This is a genomic window from Anoxybacillus sp. UARK-01 (assembly GCF_002075365.1).
Classification (GTDB): Bacteria; Bacillota; Bacilli; order Bacillales; family Anoxybacillaceae; genus Anoxybacteroides; species Anoxybacteroides rupiense.
Map to the genome: position 1 here is coordinate 1 of NZ_NASY01000015.1, position 17,500 is coordinate 17,500.

Below are 17,500 nucleotides of genomic sequence, written 5' to 3' on the forward strand. Positions count from 1 at the left end.
GTACGGCCCTATTCGAACCATACTTGTTCTTCCCTAACAACAGAGCTTTACAATCCGAAGACCTTCTTCGCTCACGCGGCGTTGCTCCGTCAGACTTTCGTCCATTGCGGAAGATTCCCTACTGCTGCCTCCCGTAGGAGTCTGGGCCGTGTCTCAGTCCCAGTGTGGCCGATCACCCTCTCAGGTCGGCTACGCATCGTCGCCTTGGTGAGCCGTTACCTCACCAACTAGCTAATGCGCCGCGGGCCCATCCGTAAGTGACAGCCGAAGCCGCCTTTCAACTAAAGACCATGCGGTCTTTAGACTTATCGGGTATTAGCTCCGGTTTCCCGAAGTTATCCCCGTCTTACGGGCAGGTTGCCCACGTGTTACTCACCCGTCCGCCGCTAACCGAACAGAAGCAAGCTTCTATTCGGTCCGCTCGACTTGCATGTATTAGGCACGCCGCCAGCGTTCGTCCTGAGCCAGGATCAAACTCTCCAAAAGAAAGTTGATTGGCTATTATCTTATTTCGGTTGACCATACCGAAACTTTTCGATTAACGCTTCGTTTTGTTCAGTTTTCAAAGAACTTACTGCACTTTTTATATTTTACATATATCTTTGTTTGCTGTCAACTGCTTTTTATCGGAATCAGCAGCGACGTTCTTTAATTTATCATATAATAAAACAAGAGTCAATAGCTTTTTCTAAAAAATAATGTTCTTTTATTCCGCAGCCGGAATGTAAAGAACAATGCTTTCCTTACTATAGACCTACCCTGCTAGCATTTGTTTTTAGAGATGAAGTTTATACTGTTTTTCGAAACTCGGGCTTCGTTATGCGTTTATGTAGCAAAAAATTTATTTCTAACCAAGCACATGTTAATCATCCGATAAAAGCCAATTGAAATCACTCTATTTCTCGCTTTTCTGCCACAGTCAGCAAGCCCTTTGTTTGCCGACTGAAAGCTTAAGCATGCCTTTCTCGAACAGCGAATATTTAGCGGGCAAATGAATTTGCCCGCTGGCGTTCTTGTTCAAGAAGAGAAGCAGAAAAGATGATGTTTAGGATGTTTAGCTAGATCATTCTGCATTTTTCATTAAAATAATGGATAATCACCACGTGCGATCCCTGATCTTCGAAAATATACGTCACTTTTCTCTTGCTAAAGCTCTATCATTTCTTTTTCAAATCGTATTTGTCGAAGGTAACTTCTTTTATAGAAGAATATATTTTTGAATAATCACTAAAGCAGCCACTCCGGGAATTCCTAAAAATCCAGATATAAATGATGTTAAAAGGTTAATGGGTACATGAATATTAAAAGAAGTTCCAATAGCATTTAAAACAAATAAAAATAACGCTCCGATCATTAATTTAATAGCCCCGTAACCAAAAAAACGAATGGGCTTTAAGGGTGTTCCCACAAACAACAAAAGAACAATGGCACAAAAAAACAAAGTAATCACCATTTTGGGTTCCATTATATCCGCCCCTTTATATAAAGATTGCTTGTACTACTTCAACATTATGCGTACATGACAAAAAAAGAACAAAAAAAGGAGCTTATCTCGCTCCTTTTAATGATAGACGCCGAAGCTTTGCTTCTCGAATAAGAAAAAAATATTTCGCTTCAGCAATTTTTACATCGATGAGTACTTCCTGTGAAGGCTCTATGCTTTTCTCAATAAGCTGCTTTTGTTTCATCCATTCCTCTCTCGTTACTTCCAGTTCTTCAATTAATCGCTGATCGAATTGCTTTTTTAACCATCCTTTGCGTCGCCAAAGCACGCGACTCACCTCAACTAAATTTTCTTATAATTCTCGGCGACCTTCAAGAGCCTTGGAAAGCGTCACTTCATCTGCATATTCTAGGTCTCCTCCTACTGGCAATCCATGAGCAATCCGGGTTACTTTGATGCCTGTTGGCTTCAGGAGCCTTGATATATACATAGCTGTCGCTTCTCCTTCGATGTTAGGGTTTGTAGCTAAAATAACCTCCTGCACCGTTTCATCCTGAAGACGCTTTAGCAGTTCAGGAATTTTGATATCTTCTGGACCGATGCCATCCATTGGAGAAATAGCTCCATGCAAGACATGATACAGTCCGTTGTACTCTTTCATTTTTTCCATTGCGATCACATCTTTCGACTCTTGAACTACGCAGATCGTCGTTTGGTCCCGTCTTTCATCTTCACAAATATAGCACGGATCCCTATCTGTAATATGGCCGCACACCGTACAATAAGACAAATTGCGCTTGGCGTTTACTAACGCTTTAGCAAAGTCTAATACAGTATCTTCTTTCATATCAAGGACAAAAAAAGCGAGCCGCACCGCTGTTTTCGGTCCAATTCCCGGCAATTTCATAAAGCTGTCAATTAATTTGGATATCGGCTCTGGATAATGCATGAAACATCCTCCTAGAACAGGCCTGGGATATTTAAACCTTTTGTAAATTGTCCCATCGTTTCCGCTGTCAGCTCATCTACTTTTTTCAACGCATCATTTGTTGCAGCTAAAATTAAGTCTTGCAGCATCTCAATATCCTCAGGATCGACAACCTCTTCTTTAATTTTCACCTCCAAAATTTGCTTATGGCCATTTGCAACTACAGTGACCATGCCGCCCCCAGCTGTTCCCTCTACTTGTTTTTCAGCGAGCTCTTCTTGTGCTTTTTGCATATCTTTTTGCATTTTTTGCATTTGCTTCATCATTTTTTGCATGTTTCCCATTCCACGCATCATGATCAATTCCTCCTTTAAGATTATTCTTTAATTTCGATTAAATCTTCTCCAAACAATCGTTTGGCTTCCGCAATAAGCGGATCCTCCTCCCGCCGAGGTTCTTTGTCTCTTTGCATTCCTTTTTCACGAATAAACTCTTCTCTTATCGCTCCCCATTCTTCATCAGGAACAGCGATCATTTCAACATGACGCTGCGTCAAATCAAACAAAATGGCTTCTACGTTTTCCTTTACTTGGTTCGTATTATCAGCTGCCATTTTACAATGAATTTCGTATTTAAATTTTAAAACAAATGCCTGAGGGCTTGCTGCAACTGGCTCACTTTCCTGCAATAGAGCAGCATGTGATACTTTATTTTGCTTTTTTAAAATATCGAGTACTTCTGCCCAATGGCTTTTAATTAATAATAAATCTTGGTGTGTGGCCTGCTTTAATATTTCATGAATGCGGCCGACAGGCGTTTTATATCCGCTTGTTTTCAATGGTTTTGTCGTTTTTTTCGTTTGGACAGATACAGAATCTTGAGGTGGCGCAGAAATCCCTTGTTCTTTCAAACGAAGCAGCTCTGTCTCCAGATTTTCGATTTTCTTTATCAGATGACGCATGTCTTCTGCTGCAGGTAATGATGGAGACTGGTGCTCTTGATGACAAAGCTTGACTAAAGCAACTTCTAAAAAAATACGTGGATGATTCGTCCATTTCATTTCCTGCTGACTTTTATTCAAAATTTCGATTGTTTCGTAAATAGAGGACACAGGAATCATTTGAGCAAGCTGCTGAAACTCCTGATCCACCAACACCTCTCTTATCATGCCGCTTAAATCTGGAGCTGTCTTGTATAACAGAAGATCTCGATAATAAAAGATTAAATCCTCGATCAAGCGATTTGAATCCTTTCCCTGATCCATAAATTGCTCTAAAAGCCGTAAAGCTTCCGCCACATTTTTTTGGTGAACAGCTCGGACAAGATCAGTCAACATAAAAGAAGATACTGCTCCTGTCATAGAAAGCACATCTTCCAGCAATACTTCTTCTTCGCTGAAGGAAATGGCTTGATCAAGCAAGCTTAATGCGTCGCGCATACCTCCGTCCGCTGCGCGGGCGATTGCAAATAGCGCTTCATCAGAAGCCCTAATATGCTGTGCATCGATCACTTGTCTTAATCTCGAAACGATCGAATGAGGCTGAATTCTACGAAAATCAAAGCGTTGACAACGCGAAATAATAGTAGGCGGAATTTTATGCGGCTCGGTTGTCGCTAAAATAAAAATGACATGCTTTGGAGGCTCTTCTAACGTCTTTAATAATGCGTTAAAAGCACCGATCGAAAGCATATGCACCTCATCTACAATATACACCTTATATCGTACAGAAGTAGGTGCAAATTTTACTTTCTCACGAATATCACGAATTTCATCTACTCCATTATTGGATGCTGCATCAATTTCTAATACATCTGGAATAGAACCGTTCGTGATGCCAACACAAGCTGGACATTCGTTACATGGCTCAGCTACTGGCGCCCTCTCGCAATTTACAGCCTTCGCCAAAATTTTCGCAGCGCTTGTTTTACCTGTACCACGTGGACCAGAAAAAAGATAAGCGTGGGATATTTTATTTTGAAGCAGGGCACTTTGCAATGTTTTCGTTACATGCTCCTGACCGACAACATCAGCGAATAACTGCGGCCGAAACACACGATATAGCGCTTGATATGTCACAAAAACGGCCCTCCTCTTTTCTCTTATCTTATTTATTATATAATGTCTTAATCGTTTTTCAAAACACAAAACAAAATAAAAAAACCCACTCTTTGTAAAGAGTGAGATTGACTTATGTATGGTATACCGTGCACCTTCCGTCGATTAGCTGCCCCAAGCGTTGCTTAAGCAGTTAGCTCAGTCCAGGCTCCCCCACGGCACATGGGAGCATCCGCTTACTGCTGCTTCCTTCCGGACCTGACAGGGTTCACGGAATCCCATTGCGTGGGACCCAGACGTCAACACCACTTGCTTAAGACAGACCTCACAACATACTAACCTCGGGAAGGAATTCGGTCTCGCTAGAGCGGATTGCGAGTACAGGGCACCGCTACCTCCCCACTTAGCACGGCAAATATAAGTATATCGTCTTTTTTTAAAAAAAGCAATGAATGCGGATGGTAATTTATTTGGAATGTTCGCCAGTCTTTTCATCTTTCTGTTTTTTTCTGATTCTTAGCTGTCGGAAAAAATCGCTGAGAATACGGCCGCATTCTTCTTGCCGTACACCACCTACCACCTCTGTTTGATGGTTAAACCTGGACTCTTGCAATAAATTCATCAGCGTTCCAGCACATCCTCCTTTTGGATCGCTCGCGCCAAACACCACCCTCTTTATCCTTGAAAGAACAATCGCTCCGGCGCACATCGCACATGGTTCTAATGTGACGTATAGTGTCGCGTCTTCAAGACGCCATGACCCCATCGCCTCACACGCTTGATCAATCGCTAATATTTCAGCGTGAGCAATAGCCCGTTGCTCAGTTTCCCGCAAATTATGAGCGCTTGCAATAATTTCACCATTTTTTACAATAATAGCCCCAATCGGTACCTCTCCTATTTTCTCTGCTTTTTTAGCTTCTTCAATCGCTAACTGCATATAGTACTCATCATTCATGATTAAACCCTCACTAAAATAACCGTCATTTCGCTTTTTTCTTAATCATAAAATATGAAGAAGGAAAGAGGCAACTAGGAGGGAATATATGCAAATTCATGTTGTACAGCAAGGACAAACTCTGACGGGAATTGCTCAAGCTTACAATACGACTCCTGAAGAGATTATTCGTGCCAACAAAATTGAAACGCCAAATTCACTCGTTGTGGGCCAAACCGTCGTCATTCCGATTGTTGGGAGATTTTATTGGATAAAATCAGGAGACAGCCTTTGGTCAATCGCTAGACAGTTTCAAACAACACCGCAACAGCTTGCTCAAATCAATCGTATACAAATAAACACCCCTCTACAAATTGGACAGCGTTTATATATTCCACCGCTCCCAAAAAGAAACGCTGAATTTAATGGATATGTCGAGCCGCGGACGGCGAACGTGCTTCCTGTTTTGGAGGAAAGCGCGCGGAGTGCTGCTCCATACTTAACATACCTCGCCCCATTTAGCTTTCGTATTCAAAGAGATGGAACATTAAAAGAGCCGCTTCTTAATAACTTTCCTTCTATTGCACGTGCGAATAATGTAACATTAATGATGGTAATCACCAATATTGAAAATGACCAATTTAGCGATGAATTAGGATCTATTATCTTGAATAACGAAGCACTGCAAAACCGATTTCTTGAAAACATCGTTTCTACAGCCAAACGGTATGGTTTTCGTGATATCCATTTCGACATGGAATATTTACGTCCCGCTGATCGAGACGCATATAGCGCCTTTTTACGTAAAGCTAAACAACGATTTAATCGAGAAGGTTGGTTAATGTCAACCGCTCTCGCTCCAAAAACAAGTGCTACACAAAAAGGCCGCTGGTACGAAGCACACGATTATAGAGCTCACGGCCAAATTGTTGATTTCGTTGTGATTATGACCTATGAATGGGGATATAGCGGCGGACCGCCAATGCCCGTTTCACCAATCGGTCCTGTTCGACAAGTATTAGAGTATGCGATCACCGAAATGCCTGCTTCAAAAATTATGATGGGACAAAATTTATACGGCTATGATTGGACGCTTCCATATGTTCCTGGGGGGAAATACGCCCAAGCTATTAGTCCGCAACAGGCAATCCGTCTTGCCAACCGTTATCATGCTGGGATCGAATATGATTCAAAAGCACAAGCCCCTCATTTTCGTTATCGGGACGAAAACGGAAACGATCATCAAGTATGGTTTGAAGATGCTCGTTCCATACAAGCCAAATTTGATTTAGTCAAAGAGCTCGGCTTAAGGGGCGTTAGCTATTGGAAGCTTGGTTTAGATTTCCCACAAAATTGGCTTCTCATCACTGATAATTTCAATGTTATAAAGAGGTAGAAAGCACTTGATATTCAAGTGCTATTTCTTTTATTGATCTCTCCCTTTTCTCTTATCGTATATGCTAAAATAAAACCTGTCTGTCTAAATAGACTTTGAACGATCAAGGAGGGGCGTCACATGGGGATCGTACCGTTTATTGCGGTAGAGGGACCGATTGGGGTTGGAAAAACATCGCTAGCCAAAGCTATTTCTGAACAATTTCATTATCATTTACTAAAAGAAATCGTTGACGAAAATCCATTTCTCGGGAAATTTTATGAAAATATTGAAGAGTGGAGCTTTCAAACAGAAATGTTCTTTCTCTGCAATCGCTATAAGCAATTAGAAGATATCAATCGCGATTTTCTGAAAAAACAAAAGCCTGTCGTGGCTGATTATCACATTCTAAAAAACCTCATTTTTGCAGAAAGAACATTAAGATATGATCAATATCAAAAATACTTAAAAATATACCACATCTTAACGGATGATATGCCAGAGCCTAATATGATCATCTATCTCAATGCGAGTCTCGATACATTGCTACACAGAATCAAGATGAGAGGAAGGAAGATCGAAAAAAAGATCGATCCATTGTATTTACATGAACTATCCATTGCGTATGAACGAACAATGGAATTGTTAAAAAAAGAAAAGCCGCACATTCCTATTTTACATTTCGATGGGGACAAGCTTGATTTTGTCCAGCGTAAATCAGATTTACTCTACATATTTGAACAAATCAAAAATGGATTAGAAGGAGTTAACTGCAATGAACTTACGTGAAAAATATCATATTCCACATGATGCTGTCATTACAATTGCCGGGACGGTCGGCGTCGGAAAATCAACAATGACGAAATCTCTTGCCAAAGCACTACAGTTTCGCACTTCTTTTGAAAAAGTAGATACAAACCCATATTTGGACAAATTTTATGCTGATTTTCAACGATGGAGCTTCCACTTGCAAATTTATTTTCTTGCCGAACGATTCAAAGAACAAAAACGAATCTTCGAATATGGTGGAGGATTTGTGCAAGATCGGTCCATTTATGAGGATACGGGCATCTTTGCCAAAATGCATTTTGAGAAAGGAACAATGACAAAAGTCGATTATGAAACATATACGAGCTTATTTGAAGCGATGGTGATGACTCCTTATTTTCCTCACCCAGATTTGGTCATTTATTTAGAGGGAAGCTTTGAAGAAATTTTACGGCGAATTCAAGAGCGCGGCCGGCCTATGGAGCAACAAACTCCAATAGAATATTGGAAAGAAATGTATGATCGTTATGAACAATGGATTAATAGCTTTAATGCCTGCCCTGTACTTCGCATTAATATTAATGACTACGATCTATTGGAAGACGATCAATCCATTGAGCCAATTATCGAAAAAATGGCTCACATTCTTCATCAATACCGCTGTTTAAAAAGATAACCGCCTATTCTGAGGCGGTTTTTTATAAAGCGGGCAAAGCGCAAAATAAAAAATTCGTTACAATAAAGTAACGAATTGTTTCGAATAACAATCTCCATTTATGCGCAGTGGTGCTTTAAACGAACTGATGGCGGAGGAGGAGGGATTCGAACCCCCGCGCGCCTCTCGACGCCTCTCGGTTTTCAAGACCGACCCCTTCAGCCAGACTTGGGTACTCCTCCTTATCGACAAGAATTACTTTACCATACGAAAATACATCCGTCAATACTTTTCATCCTTTTCCCCCATATTCGAAATATAAAGAAAATACTCGTGGTACCAGACAAAATTCATTCGCTTGCTATCTTTGTGCTGTGTAAATAGAAACGAACGGCATCAATAAAAAATCACAGTCGGAAGGCAAGCCAGTGACTTGCCTCCGACATTTTAAGTCATCTTTCTATTATTTTTGCCGTTACTCCTGATCCGATAATTATCGGATGACTTCTTTATTTCCCATATAAGGACGCAACACTTTTGGAATTAAGACAGTGCCATCCTCTTGCTGATAATTTTCCAAAATAGCGGCCACTGTCCGGCCAATAGCTAAACCAGATCCATTAAGCGTATGAACGTGTTCAGGTTTCGCTTTTGGATCTCGGCGAAAACGAATATTAGCACGGCGCGCTTGGAATGACTCGAAGTTGCTGCAAGAAGAAATTTCTCGGTAAGTGCCGTAGCTTGGGAGCCAAACTTCGATATCATATTTTTTAGCCGCTGTAAATCCTAAATCACCTGTGCACATGCTCATTACACGATAAGGCAGTTCTAGCAACTGCAGCACCTTCTCAGCATGGCTCGTTAATTTTTCTAGCTCCGCATAAGAGTCCTCAGGCTTCACAAATTTTACAAGCTCCACTTTGTTAAATTGATGCTGGCGAATTAGTCCTCTTGTATCGCGGCCAGCTGAACCTGCCTCTGAACGGAAGCATGCACTATATGCCACATAGTTGAGCGGCAAGTCTTCTGCTGATAAAATTTCGTCGCGGTGCAGATTAGTCACAGGCACTTCTGCCGTAGGAATTAAAAAATAATCCTCGCTTTCAATTTGAAACGCATCCTCTTCAAATTTGGGCAATTGACCTGTTCCTGTCATGCTAGAACGATTTACAATATATGGAGGGAGCACTTCTTCATATCCATGCTCTTCTACATGCAGATCAAGCATGAAACTAATAAGCGCTCGCTCTAACCGAGCACCTAATCCTTTATAAAATACAAATCGGCTTCCTGTCACTTTCGCTGCACGCTCAAAATCCAAAATGCCAAGCTGATCAGCAATTTCCCAATGTGGCTTCGCTTCAAATGAAAACGCACGAGGTTCTCCCCATTTGCGGATTTCCACATTATCCTCTTCAGATTCCCCGATCGGCACAGATTCATGTGGAATATTCGGAATCGAAAGCAATAACATCTCTAACGTCTCTTCGACTTGTCGCAATTCATGATCCAACACTTTAATGCGATCGCCAACTTCACGCATTTCAGTGATCAAATGATCAGCATCTTGCTTTTCCCGCTTTAAAATAGCGATTTGTTGAGATACCTCGTTCCGTTTACTTTTTAGCTCCTCTGCTTTAGCAATGAGCTCCCTCCGCTTCTGATCAAGCTCTTCAAAACGAGTAAAATCCGTTAAATCTTCACCACGATGTTTCAGCTTTTCTTTCACTTCCGCTAAATTCGTGCGCAAAAATTTCAAATCTAACATCTCTTGTTCCTCCTTTTTTATTCCTAAAATAAAAAACTCTCGTCCCCTTATTAAACCAAGGGACGAGAGTAACCCGCGTTGCCACCCTAATTGAAGACAAAATGTCTTCCACTCAAATTGGTAACGGCTTGACACCGGAAATGCTTACTTGCGTTCAAGCGTTCGGCATTTCGCTCAAGGATGGATTCACAAGCGTTTCCCATCGGTTCGCACCACCCACCGATTCTCTGAAGAGAAACATTCCTGCTACTATTTCCTTTCATCACTTTAACGCTCATTCACTTTTAATAAAAATAATGTACTACAAGGTTCGGCAAGATGCAATGGTTTTATTCCATCGATTCTTTAACCATATTTATAAAATACTGTGTCATTCGATAATCTTCTGTTAATTCTGGATGGAAAGAGCATCCTAAAAATTGTCCCTGTCTCGCAGCGACTATTCGTCCCTCGTGCTTTGCTAAAATTTCTACCTCTTCTCCAACTTCAACAATATGTGGTGCACGAATAAAGACACCAACAAAATCATCAGCGACTCCAGTAATTGACAGTTCCGCTTCAAAGCTTTCCCGCTGACGGCCAAATGAATTCCGTTCAACAGTAATATCCATTAAACCAAGATGTGGTTCATCATATCCAACAATACGTTTAGCTAACATAATCAAGCCTGCGCACGTTCCAAAGATGGGTTTACCTTGTGCAGCAAACTCCTTTAACGGCATTATAAAACCGTATTGATCCATTAGCCGACGCATCGTCGTACTCTCGCCACCTGGAATAATAAGACCATCGATTTCTTGAAGCTGCTCCATTTTTTTGATGACAGCCGCTTCAGCTCCACACGATTCAATCGACTGAACGTGCTCTCGGACAGCTCCTTGCAAACCTAAAACACCAATTTTTATCATCTTAACCTTCTCCCTTGATTACCAGCCGCGTTCTTGCATGCGTTGTTCAGGTAATAACGACGAAATATCGATTCCTCTCATCGCCCCGCCTAACCCTTTAGAAAGATGAGCAATTAGTTCATAGTCTTCGTAATGAGTCGTTGCTTCAACAATCGCACGCGCATATTTCTCCGGATTCTCTGATTTGAAAATACCAGACCCTACAAATACGCCATCTGCTCCTAAGTACATCATTAAAGCAGCATCCGCAGGAGTCGCTACTCCACCCGCTGCGAAATTAACTACAGGTAACCGGCCTAATCGTTTAATCTCAAGCAGCACTTCAAACGGAGCGCCGAGATTTTTTGCTTCTGTCATCAACTCATCTTCACTCATGCTCACAACTTTACGCACTTGAGCATTCACTTTGCGCATATGGCGGACAGCTTCAACAATATTTCCTGTTCCCGGCTCTCCTTTTGTCCGCAGCATCGATGCGCCTTCAGCAATCCGACGAGCTGCCTCCCCTAAATCTCGACATCCGCACACAAATGGTACGGTAAATTGGCGTTTATCAATATGGAATTCTTCATCAGCAGGAGTCAAAACTTCACTTTCATCAATATAGTCTACCCCTAACGCTTCAAGAACTCTTGCCTCCACATAATGACCAATACGCGCTTTCGCCATTACCGGAATGGAAACAGCTTTCATTACTTCTTCCACTACAGTTGGATCTGCCATACGAGCAACACCGCCTGCAGCCCGGATATCAGCTGGCACGCGCTCCAATGCCATAACCGCTACAGCTCCAGCAGCTTCTGCGATTTTTGCTTGTTCAGCATTTACCACATCCATAATAACGCCGCCTTTTTGCATTTCCGCCATTCCGCGTTTGACACGCTCTGTACCTGTAATAGCCACTTGTGATTCCTCCTAATAACCTCATGTAATCGTATTTTTTCATGAAAAAAGAAAGAAAAGCGATAAGAAATAATTTAATTACATTTTCTTATTTTACCTCAATTTTTTTAAAAATCACAATAAAAAAAGTAAAAAGCTCCTCCTGCTTGAGGAGGAAGCTTTTTAAAACCAGCCTTTGACCGTCTTTGTCACACTTGTCCAAATATCGCTGAATAAACCGCCGATTCCTCTCATCATCAATACAAATCCATTTGCTTTTTCCACGCTTTGTTTAGCTACAACATCTACCTGTACGGCACTTTTCCCATTTGGTGTCAAATAATCATCATCATTAGCTCCCGTATACCGCACCGTCATGTATCCAACTTTTTCGCCTTTTTTGATCGGTGCTGTTAACTCTCCATCTTTATTGAGCTTTTTCTTGTCAAACACATATACTGGCTTATAGTTTTTGTCTTCCCCATTTTTTATGACAAGAGAAAGGGTTTTTTTCGTGACAACAGCTACTGATTTTTCCTTTCCCTTCGTTACAGGCAAAGTAGCGTCACCTTTTTGTTGATACCCTGCTGGATAAAGTTCTTTTAATGAATAGTTGCTGAACGCATAATCCAATAGCTTTCTCGTTTGCTCGAATCGAGCATTAATGGTCGATTTGCCATTGCTTTTTGCATTCATAACAACCGTAATAAAGCGAACACCGTTTTTCTCCGCCGTTCCTGTAAAGCAGTAGCCAGCAAAATCTGTATATCCTGTTTTCAATCCGTCTACTCCCTCATAGCCATAAACAAGACCTGGCAGCATCCAGTTCCAATTGTCCATTTTAATTTGGTCGTCTGTGCCTTCTCTAAATGTTTTTTTCGTTATGCTCGAGGTTTCTAACACTTCAGGATACTCTTTAAGTAAATGGTAAGCTAACGTAGCAACAGCACGAGCTGACATAACATTTTCTTCGCTTGCTTCTGTTCCTTGTGGATGAAATCCTTGTAAATCTTGATTGCTTAGTCCTGTCGCATTGACAAATTTATAACCTTGTAACCCCAGTTTTTTCGCTTTTTCATTCATCATTCTGACGAAGTTTTCCTCTGAACCGCCTACAATTTCAGCGATAGCAACTGCAGCGGCATTAGCAGAATAGATCGCCATTGCCTCATAAAGCTCACGAACGGTATACTTTCCATCTTTTCTTAGTGGAACATTAGATAGATCGCGATCTTGTGACAGACGGTATACATAATCACTTGGTGTATATTCTTGATCCCATTTCACACGTTTTTGTTTCACTGCTTCTAATAACAAATATTCTGTCATCATTTTTGTCATACTTGCGATTCCAAGAACGGTATCAATATTCTTTTGGTACAAAATTCTTCCTGATCCTGCATCAACAAGTATCGCCGCATCCGCTTCAATATTTATCGGATCCTGCGCCGCCTCCACTTTTTGATTCAATGGAAAAACCGTTGCTAGCAGGAACACTAAAACTAATCCTATTATTATACTTTTCTTTCTTTTCACTTTTACACCCTCCTTACACAAACGTTATTGTAACATACTCCTATACAAAAAAATAGACGGAGGAACCTTCCTCCGCTTCAAGCGATCGAAATGCAACTTGGCATACTAACATTTTCGCTTCTTCTTCGACTAAGCGACTATTTGATTTCGACAGTCAGGTGGCCAAACAACAACGTCTTCCAGATAAATGCATTGTTGCTCGTCTCTCTGTCACACTTTGGCGTGACGAAGGCAAGTCTATGACTTGCCTCTGACAGTCAAAAAATGGAGCGGCTTCTTTCCAATCGCGCTATAACTTTCATATAAAGCTTGTACACTGAAAAAACTACTAATGTTACATCAACAGGCAAATCATTATGAAATGGAATAGTTTGGAGCTTCTTTTGTGATTTGTACATCATGCGGATGGCTTTCCCGCAATCCTGCACCTGTCATGCGAATAAATTGTGACTTCTCGCGCAATTCTTCTAGATTTTTTGTTCCACAATAGCCCATTCCGGATCTTAAACCACCGACAAGTTGATAAATCGTATCGGCAAGCGGTCCTTTATAAGGCACACGACCTTCGATTCCTTCCGGAACAAATTTTTTATTATCTTCTTGGAAGTAGCGGTCCTTACTTCCTTTTTCCATCGCTGAAACAGATCCCATTCCACGGTACACTTTAAAACGACGGCCTTGATAAATTTCGGTTTCTCCAGGGCTTTCTGTTACCCCAGCTAAAAGGCTTCCAAGCATTACGGCATGAGCGCCAGCTGCTAGAGCCTTCACAATATCGCCTGAATACTTAATTCCGCCATCTGCAATAATTGGAACACCGTATTTGCGCGCCTCTGTCGCACAATCATAAATAGCTGTGATTTGTGGCACTCCTACACCAGCAACAACGCGCGTCGTACAGATCGAACCTGGTCCAATTCCCACTTTGATAATATTAGCCCCAGCCTCAATTAAATCTCTTGTCGCTTCTGCCGTAGCCACATTTCCTGCAATAATATTTAGCTTCGGATACTGTTCGCGGATTTTTCGTACTATATCAAGAACACCTTTTGAATGGCCGTGAGCCGTATCTACAACAATTACGTCCACATTGGCCTCAACTAATTTTTTTACACGAATCATTGTATCAGCTGTTACCCCAACAGCAGCACCAACTAATAAACGGCCTTTTTCGTCCTTTGCTGAGTTCGGAAACTCAATCACCTTTTCAATGTCTTTAATCGTGATTAATCCTTTCAAAACGCCATTTTCGTCAACAAGAGGCAATTTTTCAACCTTATATTTTTGCAAAATCTTTTCTGCCTCTTCTAAAGTAGTACCTACAGGAGCTGTAATTAGGTTTTCCTTTGTCATGACATCGGAAATTTTTATGGAGTAATCTTGAATAAAACGTAAGTCTCGATTGGTAATAATGCCGACCAGCTTTTGTTCTGTTTCATTATTAACAATTGGAACACCGGAAATGCGATATTTGCCCATCAAGTGCTCCGCATCATATACTTGATGATCTGGAGTCAAAAAGAATGGATCAGTAATTACTCCACGTTCTGAACGCTTAACTTTGTCTACCTGCTCTGCCTGTTGTTCGATTGACATGTTTTTATGAATAATTCCTAATCCACCTTGGCGAGCCATTGCAATCGCCATTTCTGCTTCAGTAACGGTATCCATCCCTGCACTGATAATGGGAATATTTAACGATAACGTTGGAGTAAGTTGAGTTTTAACATCTACATCTCGAGGCAATACTTCTGATTTTGCAGGAATAAGAAGAACATCATCAAAGGTCAATCCTTCTTTTACAAATTTAGATTCCCACATGTTTTATCCTCCTCATCCGGAAATATTATTAGTAGCTTAACAACTGGTTAAAATACTGTCAAGGAATCAAGGAAATGTTCGATTTTTCTTTCAATTTTATCATTTCAACGAAAGGGGAATGGTCAATGTTACATAGCGAGGAAGTTTGGATGAAATTTTCCTCTTTCCATTCTACAAGCATGGTTCAACAATTGTTATACCGTTGTTATTCCAAGACGGGAAGAGAAGACGCAAAACAAAAAAGTTATGCAAATGGCTACGCTTTTCTTTACTATTTACAGCATGGTCAAAGCTTTTATCTGACAGCTCGAACAGCTCCTCTCTCCATTCAACCTGTCCTTTTATTTTATGGAATGGTCCAGCTTTTAAAAGCTTGTATTCTTACTGTAGATGCTGATTATCCCATGTCATCATCTGTTTTAGCGCATGGTGTTTCAACAAGAAAGCAAAAAAAACAAAATTATAATTTTTTCAATGACGAAGTAAAAGTTCAAAAGCACGGATTGTTTACTCATTTTTCTGAAAAAATGTTCCATGTGAAACATATGGCTGGAGAAAAATTTCAAATGCGTTCTTTATTAAAGCGCATTAGCGAGCTTCACGAATTGTTTGAAGTCTACTATGGGGCTAAGCTATCAAGGAAAGTCCATTACGATCCTTTTCGACAATGCATCCTCATTCCAGTTACTATTTTAGACGATTACCATATGACATTTTCTCATTTCATAAGCCATGTCATTCCAGAATGGCACTGGATTCAAAAAGAATCTGTTGAAATAGAGGGGAATTATATTAAAGCCATTTGTACTGATCAATTAAAATCATTAGAGCATGAACCGTTTATGTTTGATTTGAGCACGAAAACATATCGTCTTCCGACACAACGCGAAGAGATATTTCAAAAACAGGAGGTTATATTTCATTATTTATTATTATATAACTTAAGCATGATCTCTCGATATGAAACAGAATGGTGGAGTGAATTGCTACATTCCTATTCGAGCGAAGCCTATCCGTTTATCCATAAGTTTTTATCTGTAACATTTGAAAAAGTCCCTTTTTTATTGTATGAGTATTTAGCTTTAACTAACTGATCGTATTTTGCAACAGTCGCTTGTCGAGATCCATTCATGAGTCCCCGGATCTCTGATCTTGGCCTCTACTACAATAAGTACATGATAAAAAAGTTTGTAGAGCGGCCGTTGACCACCAAAACATATATATATAAATCCAAGTTCTTTTTTGGGCATACGGTTATCTCGTCTCTGAGCCGTCTACACTGAAAATAGGATAGACGGACAGGAGTGGTAGAGATGAAAACTTGGCAAATTACAGAGACACACGGCTGGACCATTGATACATTACGCCAACAAGAAAAACAATCCAAACACACATGGCAGTACAAGCAAGTGGCTTCCATTCGGATGGTGATGGAAGGATACAAGGGCATTGAGGTTGCTGCTTGCCTCGGTTTGAATCGCAAAAGCGTATCCGAATACGTTCGTCTGTTTTCAGAAGGCGGTCTCGATCAGTTGTTGAGCCGGAACTTCAATTCGCACAAGCCTACCTACTTGTCTCTGGAAGAACAAGATGAGTGGATCGCCATCGTGAGTGAACAAACACCATGTGAACTTGGGTTTGCGCAAGAGTCGTACTGGAATACGAAACTGATCCAAACCTTTCTCATGAACCGATTTCATGTGGGAATGTCAAGGGAAGGTATTCGCCTCATGGTGCATCGACTCGGCTTTCGCTATACGCGACCGACGTATGTCCTGATCAAAGCTAACGAACAAAAACAACAGAATTTCCAAAGTGAGCTGAACATGATAAAAAAAACGTGATGACCGACTGCTGTGTTCTGTTATATGAAGATGAAAGCCATATCCGTGATGTCCAAACCCTACGGCAGCCGAAAGGAAAACAAAAACAAATGCCGGTTTCTGAATCTCAGACAACACTTCACCTGTTTGGCGCGGTGAATCCAGAAGAAGGAGAGGTATTCTGCATGGAAACGGACACGTGTAACACCCAAACATTTCACCAGTTCTTGAAATACTTGCTTCCATGCCATCCGCAAAAGCATCTCATTCTGGTGCTGGACCATGCTCGCTACCACCACGCCCTTGCACTGCGTCCTTTTTTGACTAAACACGAAGACAGGCTGACACTTTTCTTCTTGCCGCCTTACTCGCCTACTCTCAATCTTATGGAACGGAGTTGGAAGTGGCTTAAGGAAGTGGTACTGTCAAATCGATACGATAAGGACCGTGCAGACTTGCGAGACGGAATGAAATATATGTCCGTTTATTAACTTGGATTTATATATAAACAAAGGACCTGACTAAACGTGACGTTTAGTCAGGTCCTATTGTTTGTTTGCCTAGCAACGTCCTACTCTTGCAGGGGCGTTAGCCCCAAC

17 protein-coding genes, 1 tRNA gene, 2 rRNA genes, 1 other RNA gene and 1 other annotated feature (1 of these 22 cut by a window edge) are annotated in these 17,500 nt (G+C 41.0%); of the genes, 6 read left to right on the top strand and 15 right to left on the bottom strand.

Annotated features, from left to right (window positions below; all coding sequences use genetic code 11):
- The 8 genes from B6A27_RS01620 to tadA form a co-directional block, all read right to left on the bottom strand.
- Positions 1-486, bottom strand: a 16S ribosomal RNA gene (locus tag B6A27_RS01620); the annotation flags it as partial.
- 712 nt (positions 487-1,198) lie between these two features.
- Positions 1,199-1,465, bottom strand: a complete 267-nt coding sequence (locus B6A27_RS01625; protein ID WP_044745770.1) for a pro-sigmaK processing inhibitor BofA family protein — start codon at positions 1,463-1,465, stop codon at positions 1,199-1,201.
- A gap of 82 nt (positions 1,466-1,547) precedes the next feature.
- Positions 1,548-1,772, bottom strand: a complete 225-nt coding sequence (locus tag B6A27_RS01630; protein WP_044745771.1) for a YaaL family protein — start codon at positions 1,770-1,772, stop codon at positions 1,548-1,550.
- Between the two features lie 24 nt (positions 1,773-1,796).
- Complete coding sequence (gene recR, locus B6A27_RS01635; protein WP_044745772.1) at positions 1,797-2,393, bottom strand: recombination mediator RecR; 597 nt, start codon at positions 2,391-2,393, stop codon at positions 1,797-1,799.
- Positions 2,394-2,404: 11 nt separating this feature from the next.
- Positions 2,405-2,728, bottom strand: coding sequence for a YbaB/EbfC family nucleoid-associated protein (locus B6A27_RS01640; protein ID WP_044745773.1), 324 nt, complete (start codon positions 2,726-2,728; stop codon positions 2,405-2,407).
- 20 nt (positions 2,729-2,748) lie between these two features.
- Positions 2,749-4,449 (bottom strand): DNA polymerase III subunit gamma/tau, encoded by a 1,701-nt coding sequence (dnaX, locus tag B6A27_RS01645; RefSeq protein WP_044745774.1) that lies wholly within the window; start codon positions 4,447-4,449, stop codon positions 2,749-2,751.
- Between the two features lie 126 nt (positions 4,450-4,575).
- Positions 4,576-4,840: signal recognition particle sRNA large type (gene ffs, locus B6A27_RS01650), an RNA gene on the bottom strand.
- Positions 4,841-4,894: 54 nt separating this feature from the next.
- Entirely contained in the window at positions 4,895-5,389 is a 495-nt protein-coding gene (gene tadA / locus B6A27_RS01655) for a tRNA adenosine(34) deaminase TadA (protein ID WP_442882615.1), read from the bottom strand.
- A gap of 85 nt (positions 5,390-5,474) precedes the next feature.
- On the opposite strand from tadA, the gene B6A27_RS01660 reads away from it, so the two are divergent.
- From B6A27_RS01660 to B6A27_RS01670, 3 genes are all read left to right on the top strand, one after another.
- Entirely contained in the window at positions 5,475-6,761 is a 1,287-nt protein-coding gene (locus tag B6A27_RS01660; RefSeq protein WP_080859808.1) for a glycoside hydrolase family 18 protein, read from the top strand.
- Positions 6,762-6,881: 120 nt separating this feature from the next.
- Positions 6,882-7,529, top strand: coding sequence for a deoxynucleoside kinase (locus B6A27_RS01665; protein ID WP_066145274.1), 648 nt, complete (start codon positions 6,882-6,884; stop codon positions 7,527-7,529).
- The gene (locus tag B6A27_RS01670) at positions 7,516-8,184 is read left to right on the top strand and encodes a deoxynucleoside kinase (RefSeq protein WP_080859810.1); all 669 of its coding nucleotides are present in this window, start codon (positions 7,516-7,518) and stop codon (positions 8,182-8,184) included. The genes B6A27_RS01665 and B6A27_RS01670 overlap by 14 nt, the downstream gene beginning before the upstream one ends.
- Before the next feature lie 128 nt (positions 8,185-8,312).
- On the opposite strand, the gene B6A27_RS01675 is transcribed toward B6A27_RS01670, so the two are convergent.
- The 6 genes from B6A27_RS01675 to guaB form a co-directional block, all read right to left on the bottom strand.
- Positions 8,313-8,405, bottom strand: a tRNA-Ser gene (locus B6A27_RS01675).
- Positions 8,406-8,656: 251 nt separating this feature from the next.
- Complete coding sequence (gene serS, locus B6A27_RS01680) at positions 8,657-9,931, bottom strand: serine--tRNA ligase (RefSeq protein WP_080859811.1); 1,275 nt, start codon at positions 9,929-9,931, stop codon at positions 8,657-8,659.
- 55 nt (positions 9,932-9,986) lie between these two features.
- Positions 9,987-10,203: a binding site (T-box leader), on the bottom strand.
- 57 nt (positions 10,204-10,260) lie between these two features.
- Complete coding sequence (gene pdxT, locus B6A27_RS01685; protein WP_080859813.1) at positions 10,261-10,839, bottom strand: pyridoxal 5'-phosphate synthase glutaminase subunit PdxT; 579 nt, start codon at positions 10,837-10,839, stop codon at positions 10,261-10,263.
- Positions 10,840-10,857: 18 nt separating this feature from the next.
- A complete protein-coding gene (pdxS, locus tag B6A27_RS01690) occupies positions 10,858-11,742 on the bottom strand; it encodes a pyridoxal 5'-phosphate synthase lyase subunit PdxS (RefSeq protein ID WP_044745781.1) in 885 nt (294 codons plus the stop codon).
- A gap of 162 nt (positions 11,743-11,904) precedes the next feature.
- Positions 11,905-13,257, bottom strand: a complete 1,353-nt coding sequence (locus B6A27_RS01695; protein WP_080859815.1) for a serine hydrolase — start codon at positions 13,255-13,257, stop codon at positions 11,905-11,907.
- A gap of 354 nt (positions 13,258-13,611) precedes the next feature.
- Positions 13,612-15,078, bottom strand: a complete 1,467-nt coding sequence (gene guaB / locus B6A27_RS01700) for an IMP dehydrogenase (RefSeq protein ID WP_080859816.1) — start codon at positions 15,076-15,078, stop codon at positions 13,612-13,614.
- A gap of 125 nt (positions 15,079-15,203) precedes the next feature.
- Here guaB and B6A27_RS01705 point away from each other — a divergent pair, with 125 nt between their 5' ends.
- From B6A27_RS01705 to B6A27_RS01715, 3 genes are all read left to right on the top strand, one after another.
- Positions 15,204-16,172: a YaaC family protein gene (locus B6A27_RS01705; RefSeq protein WP_066145293.1), complete on the top strand. Its 969-nt coding sequence runs from the start codon at positions 15,204-15,206 to the stop codon at positions 16,170-16,172.
- Positions 16,173-16,391: 219 nt separating this feature from the next.
- Positions 16,392-16,922: a winged helix-turn-helix domain-containing protein gene (locus B6A27_RS01710; protein ID WP_080859817.1), complete on the top strand. Its 531-nt coding sequence runs from the start codon at positions 16,392-16,394 to the stop codon at positions 16,920-16,922.
- Positions 16,922-17,392 carry an IS630 family transposase gene (locus B6A27_RS01715; RefSeq protein ID WP_080859818.1) on the top strand — a complete coding sequence of 157 codons (471 nt, stop codon included), beginning with the start codon at positions 16,922-16,924 and terminating at the stop codon, positions 17,390-17,392. The genes B6A27_RS01710 and B6A27_RS01715 overlap by 1 nt, the downstream gene beginning before the upstream one ends.
- Before the next feature lie 67 nt (positions 17,393-17,459).
- Here B6A27_RS01715 and rrf read toward each other — a convergent pair.
- Positions 17,460-17,500, bottom strand: a 5S ribosomal RNA gene (gene rrf, locus B6A27_RS01720) (it continues 76 nt past the right edge of the window).

Bases quoted from the DNA above. Each gene is read 5' to 3' on its own strand.
- B6A27_RS01625 (WP_044745770.1), bottom strand. From the start codon at position 1,465: ATGGAACCCAAAATGGTGATTACTTTGTTTTTTTGTGCCATTGTTCTT.
- recR (WP_044745772.1), bottom strand. From the start codon at position 2,393: ATGCATTATCCAGAGCCGATATCCAAATTAATTGACAGCTTTATGAAA.
- B6A27_RS01640 (WP_044745773.1), bottom strand. From the start codon at position 2,728: ATGATGCGTGGAATGGGAAACATGCAAAAAATGATGAAGCAAATGCAA.
- B6A27_RS01660 (WP_080859808.1), top strand. From the start codon at position 5,475: ATGCAAATTCATGTTGTACAGCAAGGACAAACTCTGACGGGAATTGCT.
- B6A27_RS01665 (WP_066145274.1), top strand. From the start codon at position 6,882: ATGGGGATCGTACCGTTTATTGCGGTAGAGGGACCGATTGGGGTTGGA.
- B6A27_RS01670 (WP_080859810.1), top strand. From the start codon at position 7,516: ATGAACTTACGTGAAAAATATCATATTCCACATGATGCTGTCATTACA.
- serS (WP_080859811.1), bottom strand. From the start codon at position 9,931: ATGTTAGATTTGAAATTTTTGCGCACGAATTTAGCGGAAGTGAAAGAA.
- pdxT (WP_080859813.1), bottom strand. From the start codon at position 10,839: ATGATAAAAATTGGTGTTTTAGGTTTGCAAGGAGCTGTCCGAGAGCAC.
- guaB (WP_080859816.1), bottom strand. From the start codon at position 15,078: ATGTGGGAATCTAAATTTGTAAAAGAAGGATTGACCTTTGATGATGTT.
- B6A27_RS01705 (WP_066145293.1), top strand. From the start codon at position 15,204: ATGTTACATAGCGAGGAAGTTTGGATGAAATTTTCCTCTTTCCATTCT.
- B6A27_RS01710 (WP_080859817.1), top strand. From the start codon at position 16,392: ATGAAAACTTGGCAAATTACAGAGACACACGGCTGGACCATTGATACA.
- B6A27_RS01715 (WP_080859818.1), top strand. From the start codon at position 16,922: ATGACCGACTGCTGTGTTCTGTTATATGAAGATGAAAGCCATATCCGT.